General features: G+C 69.8%; 30 protein-coding genes and 3 tRNA genes. 14 read left to right on the forward strand and 19 right to left on the reverse strand.

The genetic code is table 11. The features are described from left to right. The first annotated feature begins 27 nt into the window (after positions 1-27). Positions 28-1,068, forward strand: a complete 1,041-nt coding sequence (locus OG194_RS18685) for an adenosine deaminase (RefSeq protein WP_327401964.1) — start codon at positions 28-30, stop codon at positions 1,066-1,068. Here the strand turns inward: OG194_RS18685 and OG194_RS18690 are convergent. Both OG194_RS18690 and OG194_RS18695 read right to left on the reverse strand, forming a co-directional pair. Then, complete coding sequence (locus OG194_RS18690) at positions 1,049-1,714, reverse strand: hypothetical protein (protein ID WP_327401965.1); 666 nt, start codon at positions 1,712-1,714, stop codon at positions 1,049-1,051. The two genes, OG194_RS18685 and OG194_RS18690, sit on opposite strands and share 20 nt — an antisense overlap. A 30-nt stretch (positions 1,715-1,744) precedes the next feature. Beyond that, positions 1,745-2,383, reverse strand: a complete 639-nt coding sequence (locus OG194_RS18695) for a TetR/AcrR family transcriptional regulator (RefSeq protein WP_327401966.1) — start codon at positions 2,381-2,383, stop codon at positions 1,745-1,747. A gap of 123 nt (positions 2,384-2,506) precedes the next feature. Here OG194_RS18695 and OG194_RS18700 point away from each other — a divergent pair, with 123 nt between their 5' ends. Continuing rightward, positions 2,507-3,139, forward strand: a complete 633-nt coding sequence (locus OG194_RS18700) for an NAD(P)-dependent oxidoreductase (protein ID WP_327401967.1) — start codon at positions 2,507-2,509, stop codon at positions 3,137-3,139. Positions 3,140-3,158: 19 nt separating this feature from the next. On the opposite strand, the gene OG194_RS18705 is transcribed toward OG194_RS18700, so the two are convergent. The 8 genes from OG194_RS18705 to OG194_RS18740 all read right to left on the reverse strand — a co-directional run bounded on the left by OG194_RS18705 (position 3,159) and on the right by OG194_RS18740 (position 8,906). Further along, a complete protein-coding gene (locus OG194_RS18705) occupies positions 3,159-4,214 on the reverse strand; it encodes a UDP-N-acetylmuramate dehydrogenase (protein WP_327401968.1) in 1,056 nt (351 codons plus the stop codon). Between the two features lie 913 nt (positions 4,215-5,127). Next, positions 5,128-6,600, reverse strand: a complete 1,473-nt coding sequence (locus OG194_RS18710; protein WP_327401969.1) for a DHA2 family efflux MFS transporter permease subunit — start codon at positions 6,598-6,600, stop codon at positions 5,128-5,130. Between the two features lie 93 nt (positions 6,601-6,693). Next, positions 6,694-7,266, reverse strand: a complete 573-nt coding sequence (locus OG194_RS18715; RefSeq protein WP_327401970.1) for a TetR/AcrR family transcriptional regulator — start codon at positions 7,264-7,266, stop codon at positions 6,694-6,696. Between the two features lie 205 nt (positions 7,267-7,471). Beyond that, positions 7,472-7,900 (reverse strand): MaoC family dehydratase, encoded by a 429-nt coding sequence (locus tag OG194_RS18720; RefSeq protein ID WP_327401971.1) that lies wholly within the window; start codon positions 7,898-7,900, stop codon positions 7,472-7,474. A gap of 1 nt (position 7,901) precedes the next feature. After that, on the reverse strand, positions 7,902-8,354 hold the full coding sequence (locus OG194_RS18725; protein ID WP_327401972.1) for a MaoC family dehydratase N-terminal domain-containing protein: 453 nt from the start codon (positions 8,352-8,354) through the stop codon (positions 7,902-7,904). A gap of 106 nt (positions 8,355-8,460) precedes the next feature. Continuing rightward, positions 8,461-8,625 (reverse strand): 50S ribosomal protein L33, encoded by a 165-nt coding sequence (gene rpmG, locus OG194_RS18730; protein ID WP_003948671.1) that lies wholly within the window; start codon positions 8,623-8,625, stop codon positions 8,461-8,463. 88 nt (positions 8,626-8,713) lie between these two features. Then, positions 8,714-8,786: transfer RNA gene (locus OG194_RS18735), tRNA-Met, on the reverse strand. Between the two features lie 47 nt (positions 8,787-8,833). Beyond that, positions 8,834-8,906, reverse strand: a tRNA-Thr gene (locus tag OG194_RS18740). Positions 8,907-9,175: 269 nt separating this feature from the next. Here OG194_RS18740 and OG194_RS18745 point away from each other — a divergent pair. After that, the gene (locus tag OG194_RS18745) at positions 9,176-10,453 is read left to right on the forward strand and encodes an amidohydrolase family protein (RefSeq protein ID WP_327401973.1); all 1,278 of its coding nucleotides are present in this window, start codon (positions 9,176-9,178) and stop codon (positions 10,451-10,453) included. 143 nt (positions 10,454-10,596) lie between these two features. Continuing rightward, positions 10,597-11,253, forward strand: coding sequence for an NAD(P)H-binding protein (locus tag OG194_RS18750; RefSeq protein WP_327401974.1), 657 nt, complete (start codon positions 10,597-10,599; stop codon positions 11,251-11,253). Positions 11,254-11,298: 45 nt separating this feature from the next. Here the strand turns inward: OG194_RS18750 and OG194_RS18755 are convergent, their stop codons facing one another. From OG194_RS18755 to OG194_RS18765, 3 genes are all read right to left on the reverse strand, one after another. Then, the gene (locus tag OG194_RS18755; RefSeq protein ID WP_026150157.1) at positions 11,299-11,511 is read right to left on the reverse strand and encodes a hypothetical protein; all 213 of its coding nucleotides are present in this window, start codon (positions 11,509-11,511) and stop codon (positions 11,299-11,301) included. A gap of 47 nt (positions 11,512-11,558) precedes the next feature. Then, positions 11,559-12,371: a polysaccharide lyase family 7 protein gene (locus tag OG194_RS18760; protein ID WP_327401975.1), complete on the reverse strand. Its 813-nt coding sequence runs from the start codon at positions 12,369-12,371 to the stop codon at positions 11,559-11,561. Between the two features lie 270 nt (positions 12,372-12,641). Continuing rightward, a tRNA-Tyr gene (locus OG194_RS18765) sits at positions 12,642-12,723 on the reverse strand. Positions 12,724-12,957: 234 nt separating this feature from the next. On the opposite strand from OG194_RS18765, the gene OG194_RS18770 reads away from it, so the two are divergent. Continuing rightward, complete coding sequence (locus tag OG194_RS18770; RefSeq protein ID WP_327401976.1) at positions 12,958-13,446, forward strand: YajQ family cyclic di-GMP-binding protein; 489 nt, start codon at positions 12,958-12,960, stop codon at positions 13,444-13,446. A gap of 19 nt (positions 13,447-13,465) precedes the next feature. Here OG194_RS18770 and OG194_RS18775 read toward each other — a convergent pair whose 3' ends face one another. Together OG194_RS18775 and OG194_RS18780 are read right to left on the reverse strand one after the other, a co-directional pair. Beyond that, entirely contained in the window at positions 13,466-14,824 is a 1,359-nt protein-coding gene (locus tag OG194_RS18775; protein WP_327401977.1) for a tyrosine-type recombinase/integrase, read from the reverse strand. Beyond that, complete coding sequence (locus OG194_RS18780; RefSeq protein ID WP_327401978.1) at positions 14,817-15,368, reverse strand: helix-turn-helix domain-containing protein; 552 nt, start codon at positions 15,366-15,368, stop codon at positions 14,817-14,819. Before OG194_RS18780 ends, OG194_RS18775 begins: the two co-directional genes overlap by 8 nt. Before the next feature lie 110 nt (positions 15,369-15,478). Here OG194_RS18780 and OG194_RS18785 point away from each other — a divergent pair, with 110 nt between their 5' ends. From OG194_RS18785 to OG194_RS18825, 9 genes are all read left to right on the forward strand, one after another. Next, positions 15,479-15,709: a helix-turn-helix transcriptional regulator gene (locus OG194_RS18785; RefSeq protein ID WP_327401979.1), complete on the forward strand. Its 231-nt coding sequence runs from the start codon at positions 15,479-15,481 to the stop codon at positions 15,707-15,709. Between the two features lie 262 nt (positions 15,710-15,971). Continuing rightward, entirely contained in the window at positions 15,972-16,853 is an 882-nt protein-coding gene (locus OG194_RS18790) for a bifunctional DNA primase/polymerase (RefSeq protein ID WP_327401980.1), read from the forward strand. Beyond that, positions 16,850-18,682 carry an ATP-binding protein gene (locus OG194_RS18795; RefSeq protein WP_327401981.1) on the forward strand — a complete coding sequence of 611 codons (1,833 nt, stop codon included), beginning with the start codon at positions 16,850-16,852 and terminating at the stop codon, positions 18,680-18,682. Before OG194_RS18790 ends, OG194_RS18795 begins: the two co-directional genes overlap by 4 nt. Positions 18,683-18,696: 14 nt before the next feature. Next, positions 18,697-18,933 carry a hypothetical protein gene (locus OG194_RS18800; RefSeq protein ID WP_327401982.1) on the forward strand — a complete coding sequence of 79 codons (237 nt, stop codon included), beginning with the start codon at positions 18,697-18,699 and terminating at the stop codon, positions 18,931-18,933. 60 nt (positions 18,934-18,993) lie between these two features. After that, on the forward strand, positions 18,994-19,371 hold the full coding sequence (locus tag OG194_RS18805) for a helix-turn-helix domain-containing protein (RefSeq protein WP_327401983.1): 378 nt from the start codon (positions 18,994-18,996) through the stop codon (positions 19,369-19,371). Continuing rightward, positions 19,368-19,592 (forward strand): hypothetical protein, encoded by a 225-nt coding sequence (locus OG194_RS18810; RefSeq protein WP_327401984.1) that lies wholly within the window; start codon positions 19,368-19,370, stop codon positions 19,590-19,592. Before OG194_RS18805 ends, OG194_RS18810 begins: the two co-directional genes overlap by 4 nt. A 14-nt stretch (positions 19,593-19,606) precedes the next feature. Beyond that, entirely contained in the window at positions 19,607-19,780 is a 174-nt protein-coding gene (locus OG194_RS18815) for a hypothetical protein (RefSeq protein WP_327401985.1), read from the forward strand. Beyond that, on the forward strand, positions 19,777-20,127 hold the full coding sequence (locus tag OG194_RS18820; protein WP_327401986.1) for a hypothetical protein: 351 nt from the start codon (positions 19,777-19,779) through the stop codon (positions 20,125-20,127). The genes OG194_RS18815 and OG194_RS18820 overlap by 4 nt, the downstream gene beginning before the upstream one ends. Before the next feature lie 62 nt (positions 20,128-20,189). Further along, positions 20,190-20,630 (forward strand): hypothetical protein, encoded by a 441-nt coding sequence (locus tag OG194_RS18825; protein ID WP_327401987.1) that lies wholly within the window; start codon positions 20,190-20,192, stop codon positions 20,628-20,630. A gap of 75 nt (positions 20,631-20,705) precedes the next feature. Here the strand turns inward: OG194_RS18825 and OG194_RS18830 are convergent, their stop codons facing one another. From OG194_RS18830 to OG194_RS18845, 4 genes are all read right to left on the reverse strand, one after another. Further along, positions 20,706-20,960, reverse strand: a complete 255-nt coding sequence (locus OG194_RS18830) for a hypothetical protein (RefSeq protein ID WP_327401988.1) — start codon at positions 20,958-20,960, stop codon at positions 20,706-20,708. 290 nt (positions 20,961-21,250) lie between these two features. Continuing rightward, on the reverse strand, positions 21,251-21,457 hold the full coding sequence (locus tag OG194_RS18835) for a hypothetical protein (RefSeq protein ID WP_327401989.1): 207 nt from the start codon (positions 21,455-21,457) through the stop codon (positions 21,251-21,253). Continuing rightward, positions 21,454-21,627 carry a hypothetical protein gene (locus OG194_RS18840; protein WP_327401990.1) on the reverse strand — a complete coding sequence of 58 codons (174 nt, stop codon included), beginning with the start codon at positions 21,625-21,627 and terminating at the stop codon, positions 21,454-21,456. Before OG194_RS18840 ends, OG194_RS18835 begins: the two co-directional genes overlap by 4 nt. Positions 21,628-21,635: 8 nt before the next feature. Next, on the reverse strand, positions 21,636-22,091 hold the full coding sequence (locus tag OG194_RS18845) for a hypothetical protein (RefSeq protein WP_327401991.1): 456 nt from the start codon (positions 22,089-22,091) through the stop codon (positions 21,636-21,638). Between the last annotated feature and the right edge of the window lie 82 nt (positions 22,092-22,173).

Below are 22,173 nucleotides of genomic sequence, written 5' to 3' on the forward strand. Positions count from 1 at the left end.
GGCGGAAACGTACGGCAGGATTCCCAGATGGAGCGTGTACGTGATGTCGCTGAACTGCCGAAAGCCCACCTGCATCTGCACTTCACCGGGTCGATGCGGCCGACCACCGTGCTGGAGCTCGCCGACAAGTACGGCGTACGCCTGCCCGACGCCCTGACCGAGGCGCTGACCAGCGGGGAGCCGCCGAAGCTGCGGGCGACGGACGAGCGGGGCTGGTTCCGTTTCCAGCGGCTGTACGACGCGGCCCGGTCGTGCCTGCGGGAACCCGAGGACATCCAGCGGCTGGTCCGCGAGGCCGCCGAGGAGGACGTCAGGGACGGCTCGGGCTGGCTGGAGATCCAGGTGGACCCGACGTCGTACGCACCGCGCCTGGGGGGCCTGATCCCGGCGCTGGAGGTGATCCTGGACGCGGTGGAGACGACCTCCCGCGAGACCGGGCTCGGGATGCGGGTCCTGGTGGCCGCTAACCGGATGAAGCACCCCTTGGACGCGCGCACGCTGGCCCGGCTGGCCGTGCGGTACGCGGACCACGGAGTGGTGGGTTTCGGCCTCTCGAACGACGAACGCCGGGGTATGGCACGGGACTTCGACCGGGCCTTCGCGATCGCCCAGGAGGGCGGTCTGCTGTCTGCCCCGCACGGCGGCGAACTGGCGGGCCCGGCCTCGGTGCGGGACTGCCTGGACGACCTGCACGCGACCCGGGTCGGCCACGGGGTGCGCGCGGCGGAGGACCCGCGGCTGATGAAGCGGCTCGCCGACCGGGGCATCACCTGCGAGGTGTGCCCCGCCTCGAACGTGGCCCTGGGTGTCTACGAGAAGCCCGAGGACGTGCCCCTGAGGACCCTCTTCGAAGCGGGCGTCCCGCTGGCCCTCGGCGCCGACGACCCGCTCCTGTTCGGCTCCCGGCTGGCCGCCCAGTACGAGATCGCCCGCCGCTACCACGCCTTCTCGGACCGCGAACTGGCCGAGCTGGCCCGGCAGTCGGTCCGCGGATCGGCCGCCCCGGAGGACATGAAGACCAAGCTCCTGTCGGGCATCGACGACTGGCTCAGTGCCCCGGTCGCTTGAAGTGGGCGTAGGGCGGATACGGCTTGAAACAGATCAGGACCTCGTGCGGATGCCCGCCGCCGCGCGTGGGCTCCAGCTCGTGCTGCAGACTTCCCATGAACGCTGGCCGCCCCTTGGCGACCCCCTTCTCCCGCGGCCCCCAGCCGGCCGCGTAGGCGAATTGGGTGGCGACGGTGGCGAGGACGTCACGGCCGCCGATCAGGAAGTACGTACGCGCGTGCGTGGTGTGCCGCAACAGTCCGCGGTCGTACCGCCGCTCCAGCCACACGCGCGCGTGGCGCTCGGTACGGGCCTCGTCCGTGCGCACGGTGAGCGGCGTGCCGCGCCCCAACGGCCGCCGCAGCTCGGGCCACTTGGAGGGGCGCAGGCCCGCCTCCGAGTGGGCCACCACCAGATCGACCAGTTCCCCGCACCCCTCGTCGGGCGGCACGCTCTCGCGAAGCGGGACGTGCACGATGGTGTGCCGGGAGTACGCGGCGAACGAGAACAGCCCGGCCAGTCGGCTCAGCCCGTCGTGGTCCCCCATGAGCATCCCGAGCGGCGTCTGGTCGCGCAGTGAGGTGTGGCGCAGGGGTTGACCGGGCTGGACGACACGGTGTTCGCGCGGGCCGAACCGGGGTCTGAACTGGCGGAGTCTCAGCTCCATATGGGGTGCCTCATAGGACAAGGGTCCCGGTCAGGAGGGGTCCTCGGCAACGGAGATTCCGCCCAGCAGCGTCCGGGCCAGGCGTGGCGCGAACTCGTCCACGGGCGGTCGTACGCCGGTCCCCGCGGCCTCGTAGGCGAACGCGCGCTGTGCGCAGGCGCCCAGGAGGAGCGACGCGGCCGCGAAGGTGTCCGCGGCTGGGCGGACGCGGCCGACCGCCTGTTCGGCGCGCAGATAGGCGTCCAGGGCCTCGATCGGCTTGTGGGGGCCCGAGCCGAGCTGCCGCAGTGCCTCGTCGTGGCGCCGCTTGAGCTGGGTCTCGGCGTAGAGGGAAGCCGCGATCGGAAAGCTCTGCTCGTAGAAGAGGGCCGCCTGGCGGGCGATCTCGGTGAGGTTGTCCTCCAGGGAGTGCTGTCCGGGCTCGGCGGCGAGGCTGCGCAGCAGTGGCGTGAGCTGGGGCAGCCGTTCCGTGAGGACGCGGATGAACAGCTCCTCCTTGCCGGCGAAGTACTTGTAGAGCGCGGCTTCGGAGCAACCGGCGGCCTTCGCGATCTCCTTGGTGGTCGCTTTGGCCAGGCCGACAGTGAGCATCAACTCGTGGGCGGCGTCGAGGATGCGGACCCGGGCGGGTTTCTGCGCGGCGGGCTCGGCGGCCTGTTTCTGCTGCATGGGGCCCAAGGATTCCATGGCGGGTCCGTTCGGGCTTGACGGGTGGGTGAGTACTTACCCACTCTAGAGGGAGGCAGGGGTGAGTAAACACTCACCCACCTCGTTCAGGGGCAGGAGTGCGCCATGAAGCTCACCGTTTTCGGTGCCACCGGAGGCATCGGTCAGGAGATCGTCCGCCAGGCGCTGGCCTCGGGCCACGAGGTCACGGCGGTCGTACGGGACCCGGCGCGGCTGACCGTACGGGGCGCGGGCCTTGAGGTGTTCCGCGCGGACCTCACCGACCCGGAGGCGGTACGCCCGGCGGTCGCGGGCCGGGACGCGGTGCTGTCCGGGCTCGGTGCCCGCAGCCGCAAGGACGCCGGGGTGGCGACCCGGCTCACGCGTACGGTCCTGACGGCCATGGAGGCGGAGGGGGTGCGCCGGGTGCTGGTGGTGAGCGCCGGCCCGATCGGCCCGGACCCGGAGGGCGCGGGGCTCCTGGACCGCACCGCGCGCGGGCTGATCTCGGCCCTCCTGAAGGATGTCTACGACGACCTACGGGAGATGGAGGCGGCCCTCGCCGCCAGCGCCACGGACTGGACGAGCGTGCGCCCGCCACGCCTGCAGAACAAGCCGGTGACGGGTACGTACCGCACGATCGTGGGTGGCTTCCCGGACAAGGGCCGGTTCATCGGGCGGGCCGATGTCGCCCACGCGATGCTGACGATGACGGACGATCCCCGGACGGTGAAACAGGGGATGGGGCTGGCCTATTGAGGCCCTACGGAGGGTCGCGTCAGAGGCTGACGCCGACGGTCACCGGTTCGTTGACGAGCGTGACCCCGAAGGCGTCGTGGACGCCGGCGACGACCTCACGCGCGAGAGCGAGCAGGTCGGCCGTGGTCGCCTCGCCCCGGTTGGTGAGGGCGAGGGTGTGCTTGGTGGAGATCCGGGCGGGCCCGCTGCCGTACCCCTTGGTGAAACCGGCCTTGTCGATCAGCCAGGCGGCGGAGGTCTTGGTGTGCCCCTCCCCCGCCCGATACGCGGGCGGCTCCGCACCCTCCCCGAGACGCTCCTCCACGCGCGCGTGGAACGCGGTGAACTGCGCGTCGGTGAGGATCGGGTTGGTGAAGAAGGAACCGGCCGACCAGGTGTCATGGTCCTCGGGATCAAGCACCATGCCCTTCCCGGCACGCAACGCGAGCACGGTCTCCCGCGCCTGCGCCAACGGCACCCGATCACCGGGCTCGACACCGAGGACGCGGGCCGTCTCGGCGTACTTCACCGGCGCGGACAGCCCGTCCGCGTCCTCCAGTGCGAAGCGAACGCGGAGCACGACATACCGCTCGGGCTCGGCCTTGAACCGGCTGTGCCGGTAGGAGAAGGCGCACTCCTCGTTGGTGAGGGTGACCGTCTCACGGGTGGTGCGGTCGTAGGCGACGACCTCGGTGATGGTGGCGGAGACTTCCTGGCCGTACGCCCCGACATTCTGAATCGGGGTCGCACCGGCCGACCCGGGAATCCCGGCGAGGCACTCCACACCGGCGAGACCGGCCTCCACGGTGCGGGCGACGGCGTCGGTCCACACCTCACCGGCCGCCAACTCCAGCCGCGTGCCGTCGAGTTCGAAGCCACGGGTGACGATCCGCAGGGCGGTGCCCTCGAACCCCTTGTCCCCGATGACGAGGTTCGACCCGCCCCCGATGACCAACAACGGCGTCCCGGCGTCATCGGCCGCGCGCACGACGTCGATCACCTCGGCGTCGGTGGTCGCGGTGATCAACCGGGTCGCGGGACCACCCAACCGGAAGGTGGTGAGGGGGGCGAGGGGAGCGTCGTGGAGTTCCTGCACGGGGCCAAGACTACGAGACGGGACTGACAAGTCCGGGGGTGGCGGGGTGGGGGTGGTCATTTCGGTGAGGGGTGGGGGTACGGGACCAGTGGCGGTGCGGGTGGTGTGAGCGGGGCGGGGCGTCTGACGGAGGCGGGGGCTGCGCGTGTGGGGCGGGCAGTGTGGGGCGGGCTTCCGGCGCCGAGAGCACGTAGGGCACCGATGGGGCGCGGGGTACGCGTCCGACGCCAGGCATCAGGTCTGCTGCCGGGCGGGTGGTCGACACCAGAAGCGCGCGACATGCAGGCGCACATCCAGCACCGGTGCCGGACCCGGCATGAGGCACGCATCGGCCACGGGGCACGCATCCGGTACAGGGCACGCGCCGGAGGCGAGTACGAGACCCACCCGGCACAAGGCAACACGCCTCAGCACGAGGCAAGTGTCCGGCCCGGGTCCCCAACCGCCGTCGAGCAGGCGCCCAACAGCGCGTGCGCCGCGCACTGCACGTCTGGCACCGGCACCGTCTCCGGGCACAAGGCCCGCGCCCAGCACGACGCACCGCATCCACCACTGGCCCCGCCCCCACCCGGACCACGCACCCCCGCGCAGCCAACTCCCCAGCCACCCCCACCTCACCGCCGCAGCGAAGCCGAGCGCACACCTGTAGAACCCCACCAACGAAGCCGGACGCCCGCACGCACGCGTGGAGCCTCACCCACAATGCCAAGCCCACGCGCGCGTGAAGCTCCCCCGGCAACAGCAGACGCCGACCCACGCAGAACCCCACCGACACCGACAAAGTCGCTCGCACGCGTGAAGCCCCACCACCGAACCCTCCCGCCCACACAAGCCCAACCAACCAAGCCGCACGCACGCGTGGGGCCCCACCACCAACGGCAGGGCCCCACGCGTGCGTGCACAGGCATCCCGGTCAGCGACCGGCGTTCTCCAGTACCGAGTCGGACTCGGAAGACCCGGCCGAGTCCGAAGCCACCGCCGACTCGGACGTCGCCGCGAGCTCCGCCGCCCGCCGCCGCGTCGGGATCAGCAGCGTCGCGACTCCCGCGAGAGCGACCACCGCCGCGCCGGTGACCAGCGCGGGCTTCAGGCCGTCGACGAAGGTCTGGGCGGTCTGGTAGCCGCCCTGGGCCGAGAAGATGGACGCCATGATCGCGATGCCGAGGGCGCCGCCGATCTCGCGGAGCGCGTTGTTGGCGCCGGAGGCGATGCCCTGCTCCTGAGGGCGGACGCTGGACATGACCAGGTTGGAGGCCGGTGCGAAGAACAGGGCCATGCCGATGCCGCTGAGGATCAGGCCGGGCAGCTGAGCGCCGTAGGAGACGTTTGTGGTGACTACGTAGGACATCCAGCCGAGGCCGGCCGCCTGGAGGAAGAGGCCCGCGGCGACGACCGGGCGGCCGCCGATGCGGTCGGAGAGGATGCCGGCGATGGGGGCGACGAGCATCGGCATGCCGGTCCAGGGGAGCATCCGCAGGCCCGCCTCGGTGGGCGAGTAGCCGAGGACGCCCTGCATGTACTGGCTGAGCAGGAAGATCGACCCGAACATCCCGAGGAACATCAACAGGCTCGCCGCGTTGATCCCGGAGAAGGCGCGGGAGCGGAACAGCCGCATCGGGAGCATGGGGTTCTTGGCGTTGACGCTGTAGATGATGAACCCTGCGAACAGCGCGCTCCCCGCGAACAGCCCGGTGAGGACGAGCGAGCTGGTCCAGCCGTCGGCGGGCCCGCGGACCAGGCCGTAGACGATGCCGAAGAGGCCGCCGCTGGCGAGCAGGGTGCCGGGGAAGTCGAGCGGGGCGCCGGTGCCGTGGGACTCGGAGAGGCGCAGGCGGGCGAGCGGGATCAGGGCCAGGCCGAGCGGGACGTTCAGCCAGAAGATCCAGTGCCAGGAGATGTGCTCGGTGAGGCTGCCGCCGATGAGGGGTCCGGAGGCGACGGCGAGTCCGTTCACCGCGCCCCATATGCCGTACGCCATCCCGCGCTTGGCGACGGGCACGGCCGCCGTCAGCAGGGTCAGTGTCAGCGGCATCATGATCGCCGCGCCGACACCCTGGACCGCGCGGGCCGCGATCAGGGAGTTGATCCCGGGTGCCATGGCCGCGGCGGCGGAGGCGACGGTGAAGACGGTGATGCCGACAAGGAAGAGCCGGCGGCGCCCGAACCGGTCGCCGAGTGCCGCGCCGAACATCAGCAGGACGGCGAAGGTGAGCGTGTAGGCGCTCACGGTCCATTCCAGGTCCCCCAGCGCGCCCCCGAGGTCCTTGCGGATGGACGGCAGGGCGGTGGTGACGACGAGGTTGTCCAGGGCCGCCATGAATCCGGCGACGCTGGTGATCACGAGGGCCCAGACCATTCCCCCGCGACGTGCGGTTGGCTCTGACATCGCTCCCCCAAAGGGTGCTCGTACCGATGATTAGTTATTGATGACTAACTTCGCCGGGCATGAAAAGGCGCAGAATCCGCCCCTTGCCCGCCACTACGACTTCTCCAGCCGACCGGTGACACGGGCCTCCGGATACAACCCTTCCCAGACCCGGTGCTCGGGCGGAAAACCCATGGCCGCAAGGGTGTTGATCAGCATTCCGTACGCCATGAAGGTCGTGGTCTCCTCGACATCCGCCCCCAGCGGTAGATGCACGATCTCCCAGAGCTTCATCCAGCCGTTCCGCACGACCTCGCCGAACTCGTGGTCACCCTCCGCCTCGGCGGCGGCCACGGTGATGTACGTCTGCATCTGCATCTGGAGCTTCTCGGGATTCTCCGTGATGAGCCGCACGTAGGCATCGGCCATGGCATGCAGGGCATCCTCGCCCTCCAGCCCCCCGGCCGCCTCCTCCAGCGCCTGGCACACGTCCGCCACGCACCGCAGCGAGGCCGCCGCGAAGATCGCCTTCTTGCCCGGGAAGAGCCGGAAGAGATACGGCTGCGAGACACCGACCCGCTTGGCGATCGCCTCGGTGGAGGTGCCGTAGTACCCCCGCTGCGCGAACTCGGTGATCGCCGCGCGGACGACGCTCTCGCGCCTCTCTTCTGCGCTCATCCTGACCATGCGAGAAAGTTAGTACTCAATCACTAACTACGTCAAGGGGCACCGCGCGGCGGCCTTTCAGGGAGTGGCGCGACGTTCCGCGCTGTGACACGACGCACAGGCGGGACGGCTCCGATACCGGCCGGCGTCACTGCCGGTGACCGAATCGGCCCGGCCGACCCATGCGTAAGGGGCGCCCGCAATGGCGGACGCCCCTTACCTCAGCTCACGCCAGTCGTACGACCGCCCGTGACATGCCGAGCACCTTCTGCCCGGCGCTCGTCGCCACCAGGTCCACGCGGACCGTGTTGTCGTCGAGTTTGGCGGCGACCTTCGCGCTGACCTCGACGGTCGCGCCCTGGTCGTCGTTCGGGACGACGACGGGCTTGGTGAAGCGGACGCCGTACTCGGCGACCGCACCCGGGTCGCCGGTCCAGTCGGTGACCACGCGGATCGCCTCGGCCATGGTGAACATGCCGTGCGCGATGACGTCCGGGAGCCCGACCTCCTTGGCGAACTTCTCGTTCCAGTGGATCGGGTTGAAGTCCCCGGAGGCGCCCGCGTACTGGACGAGGGCGGCGCGGGTCACGGGGAAGGTCTGGGCGGGCAGCTCGGTGCCGACCTCGACGTCGTCGTACGCGATCTTCGCCGTCATGTCAGTTCCCCTCCGCCGCGCGGGCCACGAGCTTGGTCCAGGCGGTCACGACGTGCTCGCCGGCCTCGTCGTGGACCTCGCCGCGGATGTCCAGGATGTCGTTGCCCGCCATCGACTTGATCGCCTCGATCGTGGAGGTGACCGTGAGGCGGTCGCCGGCGCGCACGGGGCGGACGTAGACGAACTTCTGGTCGCCGTGCACGACGCGGCTGTAGTCGAGGCCGAGCTGCGGGTCCTGGACGACCTGTCCGGCGGCCTTGAACGTGATGGAGAAGACGAAGGTCGGCGGGGCGATCACATCGGGGTGACCGATCGCCTTGGCGGCCTCCGGGTCCGTGTACGCCGGGTTGGCGTCGCCCACCGCCTCCGCGAACTCACGGATCTTCTCCCGGCCCACCTCGTAGGGGTCGGTGGGCGGATAGGTCCGCCCCACGAAGGACTGGTCGAGCGCCATGGCCCGGTACCTCCTGCTGTTCCTGCTGCTGGCTGGCCTGCTGTGTGAAGAACGACGCGAGGCCGCCCCCAGACTTCGGGGACGGCCTCGTGTACGAGCCTGATTCTTATCGCGTTTCGCGATGCGCGGTGTGCGCATTGCAACGCGGGCAGTGCTTCTTCATCTCAAGACGGTCCGGGTTGTTACGCCGGTTCTTCTTGGTGATGTAGTTCCGCTCCTTGCACTCCACGCAGGCCAGCGTGATCTTCGGGCGGACGTCGGTGGCAGCCACAGGAGTGCTCCTTGACGAACGGATGGGACTATGAACGCATAACAGAGTAGCCGATCGAAGGACCGACCCCGCAATCGGCTACTGTCAGTAGCGGTGACCGGACTTGAACCGGTGACACAGCGATTATGAGCCGCTTGCTCTACCGACTGAGCTACACCGCTGTGATGCGATCAGTTCCCAATCTTGCGACGGGAACCTTTCACACCAGAGCCCCAATACGGAATCGAACCGTAGACCTTCTCCTTACCATGGAGACGCTCTACCGACTGAGCTATTGGGGCGAGCGATGAAGACATTACACGCTCGGCGACCGTTCGCCCAAATCCGTTTCGCGGCCCCGCTCCAGCCGCTTCCAAGGCCCTCCCAGAGGCCTCAGGGGCCCCTCACGTATGGGGGACCACACCGGTACGACTATTGCGCTCCTCCCGGCCGTGAGCGGATCACCGCCCTAGGCTCGACTCACTCTGCGTGATCTTGCGCCCCTTTGCGCAGTCCCCAGTCCTGAGCCCCGAAGCCCCGAGCCCGCGAAGCCCTGAGCCCCTGGAGCGCGATGCCCGACAGCCAGCCCCAGCCGTCCCCCTCGTCGTCCGGCCCGTCGGGTTCCTCAGGCTCGTCGGGACCGGCCGACCCGGCCGCGCTCCTGCTGTGCGGGGCCCGGCTGACCGACGGCCGGACCGTGGACGTACGGCTGGGCGGCGGGCGCATCGAGGCGGTCGGCACGGCCGGCAGCCTGGCGACGGACGCCACGCGCGCGTGCGGCGCGCGCGTGGACCTCAGCGGCTACCTCCTCCTCCCGGCCCCGGCCGAGCCGCACACACACAGTGACACCGCCCTGTCGGCCGAGAAAGGCGGACCGGTCTCCTACGACCCCGAGGACGTCCAGCGCCGCGCCACCGAGGCCGCGCTGCTGCAACTCGGGCACGGGGCCACCGCGCAGCGGGCACACGTGCGCGTGGGGGACGTTCAGGGACTGAGCGCGCTGGCCGCCGTACTCCAGGCGCGGCGGGCGCTGCGGGGGCTGGCGGAGCTGACGGCGGTGGCGATGCCCCGGCTGCTGACCGGGGTGGCGGGGGCGGACGGGCTCGCGATGCTGCGGGACGCGCTGAAAATGGGTGCCTCCGTAGTGGGCGGTTGTCCAGATCTGGACCCCGATCCGACGGGGTACGTGGAGGCCGTCCTGGAAGTCGCGTCCGAGCACGGCTGTCCGGTCGACCTGCACACCGACGCCGCCGACCCGACCCGCCTTGCCCGGCTGGCGGCGGTCGCGGGCGGCATGCGCCCCGGGGTGACGCTCGGCCCGTGCGGCGGCCTGGGGCGGCTGCCTGCGGACACGGTCACGCGGATCGCGGACCAACTGGCCGCGGCCGGCGTGACGGTGGTCTGCCTGCCACAGGGCGGCTGCGGCGGCGTGGACCGCCGGGGCACGGCTCCCGTACGACTGCTGCGCACGGCCGGCGTCCAGGTGGCCGCGGGCAGCGGCGCCCTGCGGGACGTGTCCAACCCGGTGGGCCGCGGGGACCCCTTGGAGGCCGCCTATCTGCTGGCCTCGCGCCACGGGATGCGGCCCGAGGACGCCTACGACACGGTGAGTTCGTCGGCACGCGCGGCACTCGGCCTGCCCGAGGTACGGGTCGAGGCGGGATTTCCGGCCGAACTGCTCGCGGTGCGCGGCGACCGACTCGCGGGCGCGCTGTCGCTGGCGTACAGCCGGATCGTGGTGCACCGGGGGCGCGTGGTGGCACGGACCAGCGCGGTGCGGGAGTACTGCAACACGGCGGCGGGCTCGGAGTTGGGGCTGCCCCGGCAGGGACGGGGCGAGTTGTCGTGAGCGGCTGCCGCCGCGCCGGGGCGTACGCCTGAGGCGCCAGGGCTCGGGTCCGCGCGCCCGGCGCGTCCGTCGCGGGTGTGCGCCGCTGGGGCGCGGCTGAAGTAATGCGGCGCGTGCGGCCGTCCGGGCGTACGGTCGAAGGCATGCGCATTGTCATCGCTGGAGGTCATGGTCAGATCGCGCTGCGGCTGGAGCGTCTGCTCGCCGCACGCGGTGAAGAGGTCGCGGGCATCATCCGCAACGCCGAACAGGGCGACGATCTACGGGCGGCCGGCGCCGAACCGCTGCTGCTGGACCTGGAGTCGGCCTCGGTCGAGGAGGTCGCGGCGCAGCTGCGGGGCGCGGACGCGGCGGTCTTCGCGGCGGGCGCGGGCCCGAACAGCGGCATGGCCCGCAAGGACACGGTCGACCGGGGTTCGGCGGTGCTGTTCGCCGACGCGGCGGTCCTGGCGGGCGTACGACGTCATGTCGTCGTGTCCTCGATGGGCGCGGATCCGACGCACTCCGGGGACGGTGTCTTCGACGTGTATCTGCGGGCCAAGGGCGAGGCCGACGCGTACGTACGCGGGCTGGACGCCCTGGACTGGACGATCCTGCGCCCCGGTTCGCTCACGAACGACGCCGGCACCGGGCTGGTCCGGCTGGAGGCCCACACCGGTCGCGGCGCGATCCCGCGCGACGATGTGGCCGCCGTACTCGCGGAGTTGGTGGAGACCCCGGCGACGGCCGGCCTGACGCTGGAGTTGATCGGCGGGTCCGCGCCGGTGTCGGTCGCGGTGAAGTCGGTGGCGGGGAACTGAGGATCTGAGCGACTGGGGTTCCCCGGCGGCGGGGTGGGCCGCCGTTCAGAAGAGTGGCATCTGGCCGGGGAACTCCGGGACCACGTACCCGTCCAACGCGGGCTGGGCCGCCCCGAGTTCCGCCTGGCGGCGGGACCCGGGGCACGACACGAGGTCCCCGCTCTCCCGGGCGCCGGGCGGGTCGTGCCGCGCGAACCGACCGGCCACGACGGCGATTTCACGACGGCACTCGGGGCAGCTTCTGCGGCGTGACGACATGGGATCAGTCTGCCCCGCCGCAGGCCGGGTCGGCTGTCGAGGCTCGCTCAGCTGTGGGCGACGGTGAGGCCGTAGAAGGCGACTCGGGCGCCCTTGGTGGTGCTGTCGGAGGACGACTGGTTGTACGAACCGGCCTTGAAGTACTGCTTGTAGGCGTTGAAGGACGACGGGATGGCGTAGTGCGTGGTGCTCCCGTTGACCGTCAGGTTGATGGTGTTCCCGCCCGAGACGCCGATCGTGTAGCTCCACGTCTTGCCGACCGAGACGTTGCCCACGGTGTGCAGGGTCTGGCCGCCCGAGGGCGAGTTCTCGGTGCCGAGGACGATGTCGCCGCTCGACCGGTAGTACAGCTCCAGCAGCGGCTTGGTGGACGTGCCTCCGCTGCCGAGGTGGATCTGGCCGACGCAGACGTTCGACGTGACGGAGACGACCCGCAGCGTCGCCTTCATCGTGTGGGTGCCGCTGAGCGACCAGTCGGCGGCGCTGCCGCTGCGGTTCATCTCCCGCAGTTCGGAGCGGGCGTAGTTCGAGTTGGGGGTGGTGACGCCCTTCTCCGGCGCCCAGAAGGTCATCGCTCCGTCACGGGTGTCCGTGTAGAAGTACGAGTCCTGGAACCCGTTGGCCCCCTGGAGCCGGGACGACGAGATCGTCGTGGGCGAGCCGGGGGAACCGATCGGCTCCTGGAGCTGCCACACCCCCAGGTCGAAGTTCCCGCCGGGCGCGACGGAGGGGTCGGCCAGGGGTGCGGCGACGACGTGGGCGGCGCCGGTACTGCCCGACGCGGCGGGCGCCGTGAGGGCGAGGCCGCCGGTGACGGCGACGACGGTGGCCAGGGAGGTGAGCAGCGTACGCATGCGCATGGGGGGTGCCTTCCTGTCTGCTCTGTGGACTCGACTCGGTTGGCGGAGCAGGCGTTCACGTGTATGAACTTTATGTTTCAACGTGAACGCGGTGTCGCGACAGTAGGGCTGTGGCACGGGCACGTCAAGGTTGGCGGCAGGGCGGAGGGGGCCGGGGGGATGCCCCTGGGGCGCCTTCGGGATACCTTTGCGGTGCCTCGGAAAGGCCCCGGGAACGACGAAAGGGTCTGTGATCAGCATTGCTGCTGATCACAGACCCTTTCGATCATGTGGCGGCGCCAGGGTTCGAACCTGGGTAGGCTAAGCCGGCAGATTTACAGTCTGCTCCCTTTGGCCACTCGGGCACACCGCCGGGGCTGCTGCCTCTCGAACCGCTTTTCGGCGGTGCTCCGTGGCAACGACGTAAACGATACCCGATGCCCAGGGGTGCTTCGCCACCCGATTGACCGGCGCTCGGAGGGGAGGGGGTGGCTACGCTTATGCGGATGCGGCCCGGGGCCTACACCGGGCTCGGCGGCTGCCCCCACGCACGCCGATACGCAGTGACACGCATCGATACGCACCCCGATACAAGGAGCCACAGGACATGGCCGACTCCAGTTTCGACATCGTCTCGAAGGTCGAGCGGCAGGAGGTCGACAACGCCCTCAACCAGGCCGCCAAGGAGATCTCCCAGCGCTACGACTTCAAGGGCGTGGGTGCCTCGATCGCATGGTCCGCCGAGAAGATCGTCATGGAGGCGAACTCCGAGGACCGGGTCAAGGCGATCCTCGACGTCTTCCAGTCCAAGCTGATCAAGCGCGGCATCTCGCTGAAGGCGCTGGACGCCGGTGAGCCGCAGCTCTCCGGCAAGGAGTACAAGATCTTCGCGTCGATCGAGGAGGGCATCTCCCAGGACAACGCGAAGAAGGTGGCGAAGATCATTCGCGACGAGGGTCCCAAGGGCGTGAAGGCCCAGGTGCAGGGCGACGAACTGCGGGTCAGCTCGAAGAGCCGCGACGACCTCCAGGCCGTGCAGGCCCTGCTCAAGGGCAAGGACTTCGACTTCGCGCTGCAGTACGTGAACTACCGGTGACCCAAGGGCCTGACCTGCACTAGCTGGAAATCGTGGTGACCTGAGGGCACAACGCGGGCACATCGCCGAGGACCGCCTCGACGGCCGCCCGGGTTGTGTCCTCGTCGTCTGGCCACAAATGGGTGTAGGTATCCAACGTAATGCTGGGCTTCGAGTGGCCGAGTCGTCGCTGTACCGTCTTCACGCTCTCGCGGTTCTTGATCAGCGCTGAGGCGTAGAAGTGGCGCAGGTCGTGCATGCTCGCCCCCTCCGGCACCCGCACGGGCGCGGGCTCCTGTCCGTCCGGCCGGCCGCGATGCACCCACGCCGCGTACGTCTCCGCGTACGCCTTGCTGAGCACCTCGTTCGCCCGCACCTCCATGCGCGCCCACACGTGCGACCAACTGGCCCGCTTCAGCACCCCGCCGTGGTCGTTGGTGAACAGCATCCGAGCCTTCCGACGCTTCGGCTTCCGGGTGTCCGTCCGGTCCTCGATGTCGACGACGGCCGCCGGGTACTGCTGGAGGTGCGCCGCCAGGGCGTCGACCGCGAGGCCGACCAGGGGCACCGTGCGATAGCTCTCGTGAGTCTTCGGCTCGCCGATGTAGGGCTCGGGGGTCTCATCCTCGTCGGCGTCGACATCCTTGTCCGGGGTGATGAGCTGCTGTCGCACCGTCACTTCCTTGCGCAGGAAGTCGATGCAGTCCACCTCCAGGCCGAAGACCTCGCCCTGGCGGAGCCCGGAGGCGACGGCGAGCAGGATCATCGCGCGGTACCGGGGCGGAGCCGCCTCGATCAGGGCGCGGACCGCGTCCTTGTGAAGGGGCACAATCTCCGGGCGCCGGACTTCCGGGAGCTTGATGCCGGCGCACGGGTTGATGGCGATCGTCCGGTCCCGTACGGCCGTGTGCATCACGGTGACCAGGTAGGCGAACGTCACCCGGAGCGTGGACGGGGCGAGAACCTGCGAGCGATCCTTGACCCAGGCCTGCACTTCCGAGGGGCGGATGGTGACGATCGGCCGGTCTCCGAACGTCGGGTAGATGTGCAGCCGCAGGCCCCGTTCGACGCGCGAGGGTGTACCGCCCTTATGGACGGCTGACGTTCGCCAGCGCTCGGCGACCGCGCGGAAGCTCTCCTTGCCCGCTGCCGGGTCAACGTACAGACCACGCGCGAGGTCAGCCCCGATCGTGTCCGCGCGGGTATCGGCCTGGCTGCGCTTGGCGAAGTTCTCCTTCTGCTGCTCCCCCGCCGCGTCACGCCAACGGACCTGCCAGCGCTTCCCCTTGCCGTGGTCCTTGCTCGGCACCAGGACATTCGTCTTGCTGGAGTGCACAGCGCAAGGGTCGGCCCCCTTCTTCGGGCGGGAGAGGTGCCACCGGTCGTAGACGTTAGCCACGACTTTCCTCCTGGTCAGCCGGGTCAGCCGATGAGTCTCCGGACTCCGGCTCGCCCCGGCTGTAGCTGACTAGAGGGACGGCACGGTCTGGGTCATCAGGATTGTCGGGGTCGGGCACAAGCGTGGTTCGCAGCTCGGCGAAATCAGGCTTCCGACCTTCGAGGTCGGCAAGGGGGCGCTCGGACAGATAGGTGCGTGCCCGCTCCCCGTGCATCCCGTACAGCGGGACGTTGCCGCGGAACCATTCGCGGGCGTCGAGAGTCGGCAAGAAGTAAGTCGGGGTGATCTTGTACAGGCGATCGTCCAGCGGGATGAGCAGGTGCGTGGGGGCTACGTCGAGGGCCAGGGCGAGAGCCATGAGTTCGGTCACCGTGACGTTCTTGCGTTTCCCCGTCTCCAGGTTGGCCACGGCGAAACGGTCCCAGCGGACTCCGTGTTTCCCGAGTTCTTTGCCTAGCTGGGCCGCGGTCCAGCCGCGCCGCGCGCGGAGTTCTTTCACTCGCTGGCCGATGGTTTCTACCGGTCCCACCGCTTCAGGTGACATGAGTTCACCTTAACGAGAACTTGCATCACTCGCCACTATGAGGCACTGTTTCACCCGAGGGAGCCATCGCGGCCATCTTGAGTGAATCTATTTCACGTAGGAGAGAACTGATGCCTCATATCGCTCTGCCTCAGGTCACCGAGGCACAGAGGCGCAAGCTCGCCACCGCCGAGGAAGTCGCCGAATACCTCGGCGTGCCGATCGGGACCGTCTACCAGTGGTCCAGCCGTGGCGGCGGCCCGAAGCTCATCAAGGTCGGCCGCCACCTCCGCGCCCGGTGGACCGACATCGAGCAGTGGCTGGACGCCCAGACGGTGAAGACCGGAGGCGCCGCAGCATGACGACAAACGCGAAGACCCGCCGGGGGCTAGCCGGCGGGTCTCAGCAAGTCCTCTTTGGCGGCGGGACTGAGTCCACGGTACCGCCTCTGCCTGTCGTACGACCCATCGTTCTTACGACGCGGGGACGCATCGAGTTCACCGGCCGCTGCCCGAAGTGCGAGGGGTGGCACCGCCATATCCACCTCGGCGTCGTGCGTACCCCGTGCGGTACCCGCTATGACCTCCAGCCCGCCAGACGAGGGCGTCGCGGCAGGGGGAACACGTGAGCAACCGAACCACCCGAAGCGCCTGGCTGCGCGCCATCGAGAGCGCGCACCAAGCAGCCCAACACGGCCTGCACGTCTTCCCCATCGGCAGCGCCAAACTGCCCGCGATCCGGTCTCCGCATCGCGACGACCCGCCAGGCACACCACCGTGCCGCGGTACTTGCGGTCGCCTCGGCCACGGCGTCCACGACGCAACGACCGACCCGAAGCGGATCGACGAGCAGTTCGACGCAGCGCCCCATGCCTGCGGATACGGGATCGCCTGCGGACGCGGCTACGAGCCTCTTCTCGGTGTCGACCTCGACCGGAAGAACGGTGTGGATGGCGTCGTCTCCCTCGCCGCTCTTGCCGAGCAGCACGGTTTCACCGTGCCCGAGACAACCATCATCGCCACCCCGTCGGGCGGCGAACACCGTTGGTTCATCGGCCCGGCCGGCGCGCCCGTCCGCAACAGTGCGAGCAAGCTCGGTCCAGGCGTTGACGTCCGCGGATACGGCGGATTCCTCGTCGGCCCTGGGTCCTGGACCCCGAAGGGCATCTACCGGTTCGTCGACCGGCGCCCGGCCGCCGAACTCCCGGATGCGCTGCTCGCCCTGATGCTGCCCCCGCCTCCGGTCCGGAGGCCCCCGGTCTACCTTCCCGGTCCTCGGCGGGGCGCAGCCCTGGTCGGCCTCGTCAAGTTCGTGCTGGAGGCCCCCGAAGGCGAGTTGAACACCAGGTTGTACTGGTCGGCCTGCCGGGCGTACGAGACCGGTGTCGACGCTGATTCCATCAGCCGCGCCCTCGTCGACGCCGCTGTCTCCCTTGGCCACCCAGAGCATGCCGCCGAACGCACCGTGAGCAGTGCCCGAAATGCACCCATGAGGACGAGCGCATGAGCGACGACGAGAACAACATCGACGACGAGGCGCGGGAGATCCTCAGCCGAGCGGGCCTCGCTGACGAGGTGGAGGCCAGCACCAAGAAGGAACGCGGTCCCTCGCAGGCGTCCCAGCTCGTTGCCCTCGCGCGCGAGAAGTACGAGATGTTCATGTCCGAGGACGGCCGCCCGTACGGAGTGAAGAAGGACGGCGCGAACATCGCCCTCCCCCTGCGTGGAAAGGCTGGCCTCCGCTCTCAACTCGCGCTGCTCTACACCGACGGCAGCGGCGGGTCCGCTCCCTCTCAGTCCGCCCTCGCCGACGCAATGACCGTGCTGGAAGGCGCCGCGCAGGCGGCGGACCCGCGCGTCCCGCACCTGCGGATCGGGCGCCACCACGAGCGCATCGTCGTCGACCTCGGCACCGCAGACGGGCGGTGCGTCACCATCGGCCCGGACGGCTGGGAACGTACCCCGAAGTCTCCCGTCCTCTTCCGGAGGTCGGGTGCGATGAAGCCCCTTCCGGAACCGGTACGAGACGGTGACGGCCTGGCCAGGCTGGGCGAGCTGCTCAACACCGACGAGGAGCACTTCCGGCTGCTGACGGCCTGGATCGTCGCTTGCTTCATCCCCGACCTGCCCCACCCGATCCTCACCTTCCGGGGAGAGCAGGGGACCGGGAAGTCGTACGCGGCGAAGATGGTCATCGGGATCATCGATCCGTCCGGCGCACCGAAGCGGACCGCGCCGAGGGACATCAAGTCGTGGGCCACGCAGGCGTTCAACAGTTGGGCGCTGTGCCTGGACAACGTGAGCATCATCGCGGACTGGCTGTCCGATGCCCTGTGCCGGGCGGTGACCGGAGACGGCATCGTGGACCGGGCCCTGTACACCGACGACGACGTGGTGGTCCTGGAGTTCCGGCGCGTGCTGGCCATGACCACCATCGATGCCGGCGCCCGCGCGGGAGACCTCGCTGAGCGGCTCCTCACGATCGAGCTGCACACCATCCCGGACCGCGAGCGGCGCGAGGAAGCCGAGATGGACCGGGCCTATGCCGACGCCCACCCTGGCATCCTCGCCTCGCTGTTCGACCTCCTCTCCGAGGTACTGAAGGTGCTGCCGGACGTCGAGCTGACCGAGCGTCCCCGCATGGCCGACTTCGCCCGCGTCCTGGCGGCCGTCGACCAGGTGAGGGGCTGGAAGACCCTGGAGAGCTACAAGGCCACTGCTCGGGACGCGGTGGCCGACGTCCTCGACGGTGAGCCGTTCGCCCAGGCCGTCGTCACCCTCGTCGACCGGTCCGGTCCGCTGGGGGTGACGCTCACCGCCTCGGAGTTGCTGGAGCGCGTACCCACCCCCGACAAGCTGCCGAAGAAGTGGCCGAAGGACCCGACCAGGGCGGGCGGACAGTTGAAGCGGCTCGCCCCCGCGCTGCGCACGATCGGGATCGAGGTCGACGACAGCAAGCGCGGGCCCAGCCCGAAGAAGCAGCGGCTGTACCGGCTGACGGCATCAGCAGATAGAAGGTGCGAAACAGCGTCCCCAGCGTCCCCCAACGGCTCCGGTAGCGCTGTGACCAGCGGAAACAGGGGGGACGCTGGAGTGGGGACGCTAGCGTCCCCCACCTCGACCGGGGGGACGCTGGGGGACGCTGAGGGGGACGCTGTCCTCTTCGCAGCGTCCCCCCAGGACACCGCCCCTGACCTGCGTGAACACAGCAGGGGGGACGCTGGGGACGCTGGGGACGCTGAAATGCAGCCTCTCTCTAATGCCGTCACCTGTACCGAGTGCGGCTACCCGATCGACGTCACCGAGCCGGGCCAGACCACCCACCCCACATGTTGAAGGGAAGCCCCGTCATGGCCTCTCCGCTCCGCACCGACTATTTGTTCGGCGACATCGACCCCGCCGCACTCGCCGCCCATTACCAGTGCGGCCACTGCAACAGCGACCCGGCCACTCTCAATACGGACCCCGAGACCGGTCTCCCTCACATCCAAGTCGCCCACGATCCGGGGTGCCCGGTCGCAAACGGTGCGCTCTCCGCACTGCCGGACGCCGTACGTGCGGCCATCCCTGACACCTTCCGTGCCTGACCCAGACTCCGGCCGCCATCCGGCGGTCGGCCCCGACCAATACCCCGGAGGTGACCGTCAGTGCCCGAAATTGCCCTGGACGCAAAGATCCAAGCCATCGCCCGCCTCGCCCGCGGTGAATCCACCGACGCAGTAGGCACTGCCGTCGGCGTCAACGGCCGCACCGTCCGCCGCTGGCGCGAAGACACCACCTTCGAGGCCGACGTCCAAGCCGCGCGCCGGGCACTGCTCACCGAGGCGCGTGCCGCTCTCGGCGCCGCCGCCCGCGATGCCGTGACCGCGCTGCACGAGGCCCTCACCGACGACTCGGCCGCGGTACGCGTACGGGCCGCCTCCGTCCTCCTCGGTGCGCTGCCTGCCTTCGCCGAGCACGTGGACCTTGAGGAGCGCCTCACAGCCCTGGAGGCCGCCATCACCGAACAGAGGAGCATCGCGTGAACCGCAGATACGGGGTGCGCCTGACGCGCCTGGAAAGCCAAGTAGGCCCACCCGCCACGGACCTGACGGCGGAGGCCGAGCAGTACGGACAACTGCTGTGGTCCCGCCCCGGCGTCCGCTGCTACACCCACCAGGGCCCGGACGGGGCACGGCTTGCCCTCGTCGGCGGGCAGCCCCTCGTGTACGAGCTGCTCGGTGTCGACGTCGGTGATCTGTCGTGAGCCGGCGGCGCCTGATGACACGGCTGACGCGACTGGAGGAAGGCCCGCCGGAGGCCCGCGAGCTGGGCCGCCAGGTGCTGGCCGCGTTGGACCAGTACGTGGCCAACGGCGGCGACGTGGCCGAGCTGCTGCCCATCTTCGGCCTCACCCCCGAAGCGGAGAAGGAGAAGGAGGTGGACACGATATGAGCGGGCGATCTATGCGTGCCCGCCTCAACCGCCTCGGCGCCCTGCCGGCCAGCGAGGAGAAGTGGTGCGCCTACCACGGACCCGCGTGCGAAATGGGGGCGCAGCCGCTGTCTGAGCTGTACCGGATGGTCATCGAAGCCAAGCGGAGCCAGGGTCAGGACGTGCCGCCGCTGGACGAACACCGCGAGATGACCCCGGAGGAACGCCGCCAGTACAAGGCGGGGTCCGGCGAGGCGTTGGCCGCGGCGAAGGCCCGGAACGAGCAGATCCTCGCCGAGCTGGAGGCCGAGGCGGAAGCCCAGGCCGTGGTGGAGGAAGCGGCTCGTCGCGTGCAGGGCGGCCCGTAAACGGGTCCTCGCCAGTGAGGACCTTCACCGTAAGAAGCCAGTCCAGTTGAAGGAGGAAACCCATGAGGAACCCGAGTAACCCGCCGGTGTCCGCCAGTGCGGTCATGCACGCAGAGCGGATCCGTGCGCGAGAGCAGTCGCGGTCCACTGACCAGGGGGCCGCGCCGGCTGCACAGTCGACGGCCGAGAGGTACGCGGCGCGGATCCTGCCCGGCTACCGCGCGGACGCGGAACTGCGGGAGCAGGCGCGCATGCGGGAGTTGGTGGCCCGTGGCGTCATCACCCCGGAGTCGGACGTCGAGGAAGACGACGAGGCATACGAGGAGTACGAGGAGGAGGAGGTCGACGAGGACGTCGAAGAGGAAGCCGAGCCGAAGACCACCGCCGAGTTGTATGCGGCGAGGGAGCAGGCGCGGCAGCGGGCCGAGCACAAGGCCACCGTGGCCGCGCATCGGGGCTCGACGTGGCTCATCACCGAGCGGGCCACTCGACCGATCTTCTGAACTGATATTCACTGCCTGACGAATTGTGCCCGGCTGCTCGCCACGGCGGCCGGGCACACCCGCGTTGGCGACGCGTCAGAGTGCCCCGGCTGTGGCCGCCTGCCGCCGCTGCCACCATCGCCAGGCCGCCCTCGGTGCCTCCCAGTACACGACCCGCAGAAGCCAGTAGCAGCCGAGCAGCGCGTACCAGCCGAGGACCAGCTCCCACCACAGCAGCCAGCCGATGAGCTTGAACGCGAACAGGCAGACCCCGAAGAACCCGCCGGCCGCGCCGAGCACCGGAACCGATACCCGTAACGGGCCGATACCGCCCGACAGCCGAACCCCCACGTGAGTCCCCCCGGTCACAGACGCACCCTCTGTGCGTGATTGCCCGGGATGATAGCGATGGCATTCGTAGGTTGCCGGGGGTTCGCGATAGTCCACCTGAACGAGCAGGGCCCTAACCGGGAGACGCGCACCAGTCGGGGCCCTGTCGCGATCCCGCCCGCCCTCTCATCGAGACCGGGGTACAGAAGGCAGGCGGGAGTTCAACGGCGGCCGCCCCGCCCGGGGGAGGTGAAGGCGGCCGCCCTTCCTGCTACGGCCAGTCTCCGCCGGCAGCAGGGGTTACGGGGCAGTCAGTCGCCCGACTGCATAGCCTTCGCGATCAGGACGCGGGCCAGGACACGGACGAGGCCGGTGTCCGGCTGGATGAGGTCGGAGTGCTCGCGGTGCGCCCACACGTCCCTGCCCGGGCCGGACATGGACTCTTGGTGCCAGACGAGGACCGCGTCGTCAGGATCGGCTATCGGCTCGTCGCAGGCCCGGCAGACGCGCACGGTCATGAGACGGCCGCCTGATGGCTGCGCAACTCCACGTTGAGATCCGACACCTTCGAGAAGTCCCCGGCCGCCCGAGCGTCCGTACGCTGCCGCGCGAGCGCCGCACACACACCGCAGTTCGGGTTCGCCGCCGGCCCATCGAGCGGAAGCCCGAGTACGGGGGGCGCGTCCATGTCCGTCTTCATCGAGCAGCCTCCGAGAGTTGTCCGCCCGGGCCGAACGCGGCACCCAGCAGTACGGGATCGGTCAACCGGCCGACGCCGTCCGGCCGTTCCAGCCACATGCGGCCGTCCACCCCGTACAGAACGGGCGGGCAGTCGAGGACCCAGCCGGAACACCGGACGGTGAGCTGCCGTACGTCGTCCAGCTGGTCGCCCACATCGGGCGGGAGGAGCCACCACGCCAACTCGGCCTCGACGTCGGCGAGGACCGGGCCGAGACGCTTCGAGCCGATCCGCTGCATCGCGTGCATTGACGGCAGGAGGGGCGCCTCGGCGGCCCGCCAGTGGATGCCGGTGAGGAACGGGGCGAGTTCCTCGCGGTCCCATCGGCGGCGCGCGCTGGTGGGGTCAGTGGTGCAGGACAGGAGCCAGTCCTGGCCTTGCTGCCGGAGCGACAGGGCGGGCTTTGTGGCCATGACCAGGACGTTAGGAACCCGCGATGCGAGCGCGCGTGCCGATTGCGCGCGATTGCGGACCTGCTACCGGGGTTGGGGCGGA

Origin of the sequence: Streptomyces sp. NBC_01288, assembly GCF_035982055.1 — a bacterium.
In the GTDB taxonomy this organism is placed as follows: domain Bacteria; phylum Actinomycetota; class Actinomycetes; order Streptomycetales; family Streptomycetaceae; genus Streptomyces.

Excerpts from the sequence above, each read along its gene's own strand:
- OG194_RS18770 (WP_327401976.1), top strand. The coding sequence starts at position 12,958 with ATGGCCGACTCCAGTTTCGACATCGTCTCGAAGGTCGAGCGGCAGGAG.
- OG194_RS18700 (WP_327401967.1), top strand. The coding sequence starts at position 2,507 with ATGAAGCTCACCGTTTTCGGTGCCACCGGAGGCATCGGTCAGGAGATC.
- OG194_RS18835 (WP_327401989.1), bottom strand. The coding sequence starts at position 21,457 with ATGACCGTGCGCGTCTGCCGGGCCTGCGACGAGCCGATAGCCGATCCT.
- OG194_RS18825 (WP_327401987.1), top strand. The coding sequence starts at position 20,190 with ATGAGGAACCCGAGTAACCCGCCGGTGTCCGCCAGTGCGGTCATGCAC.
- OG194_RS18725 (WP_327401972.1), bottom strand. The coding sequence starts at position 8,354 with ATGGCGCTCGACCAGTCCTTCGTGGGGCGGACCTATCCGCCCACCGAC.
- OG194_RS18720 (WP_327401971.1), bottom strand. The coding sequence starts at position 7,900 with ATGACGGCGAAGATCGCGTACGACGACGTCGAGGTCGGCACCGAGCTG.
- OG194_RS18795 (WP_327401981.1), top strand. The coding sequence starts at position 16,850 with ATGAGCGACGACGAGAACAACATCGACGACGAGGCGCGGGAGATCCTC.
- OG194_RS18710 (WP_327401969.1), bottom strand. The coding sequence starts at position 6,600 with ATGTCAGAGCCAACCGCACGTCGCGGGGGAATGGTCTGGGCCCTCGTG.
- OG194_RS18685 (WP_327401964.1), top strand. The coding sequence starts at position 28 with ATGGAGCGTGTACGTGATGTCGCTGAACTGCCGAAAGCCCACCTGCAT.
- OG194_RS18695 (WP_327401966.1), bottom strand. The coding sequence starts at position 2,383 with ATGCAGCAGAAACAGGCCGCCGAGCCCGCCGCGCAGAAACCCGCCCGG.
- OG194_RS18800 (WP_327401982.1), top strand. The coding sequence starts at position 18,697 with ATGGCCTCTCCGCTCCGCACCGACTATTTGTTCGGCGACATCGACCCC.
- OG194_RS18780 (WP_327401978.1), bottom strand. The coding sequence starts at position 15,368 with ATGTCACCTGAAGCGGTGGGACCGGTAGAAACCATCGGCCAGCGAGTG.
- OG194_RS18745 (WP_327401973.1), top strand. The coding sequence starts at position 9,176 with ATGCCCGACAGCCAGCCCCAGCCGTCCCCCTCGTCGTCCGGCCCGTCG.
- OG194_RS18785 (WP_327401979.1), top strand. The coding sequence starts at position 15,479 with ATGCCTCATATCGCTCTGCCTCAGGTCACCGAGGCACAGAGGCGCAAG.
- OG194_RS18845 (WP_327401991.1), bottom strand. The coding sequence starts at position 22,091 with ATGGCCACAAAGCCCGCCCTGTCGCTCCGGCAGCAAGGCCAGGACTGG.
- OG194_RS18815 (WP_327401985.1), top strand. The coding sequence starts at position 19,607 with ATGACACGGCTGACGCGACTGGAGGAAGGCCCGCCGGAGGCCCGCGAG.
- OG194_RS18755 (WP_026150157.1), bottom strand. The coding sequence starts at position 11,511 with ATGTCGTCACGCCGCAGAAGCTGCCCCGAGTGCCGTCGTGAAATCGCC.
- OG194_RS18715 (WP_327401970.1), bottom strand. The coding sequence starts at position 7,266 with ATGGTCAGGATGAGCGCAGAAGAGAGGCGCGAGAGCGTCGTCCGCGCG.
- OG194_RS18760 (WP_327401975.1), bottom strand. The coding sequence starts at position 12,371 with ATGCGCATGCGTACGCTGCTCACCTCCCTGGCCACCGTCGTCGCCGTC.
- OG194_RS18690 (WP_327401965.1), bottom strand. The coding sequence starts at position 1,714 with ATGGAGCTGAGACTCCGCCAGTTCAGACCCCGGTTCGGCCCGCGCGAA.
- OG194_RS18820 (WP_327401986.1), top strand. The coding sequence starts at position 19,777 with ATGAGCGGGCGATCTATGCGTGCCCGCCTCAACCGCCTCGGCGCCCTG.
- OG194_RS18750 (WP_327401974.1), top strand. The coding sequence starts at position 10,597 with ATGCGCATTGTCATCGCTGGAGGTCATGGTCAGATCGCGCTGCGGCTG.
- OG194_RS18840 (WP_327401990.1), bottom strand. The coding sequence starts at position 21,627 with ATGGACGCGCCCCCCGTACTCGGGCTTCCGCTCGATGGGCCGGCGGCG.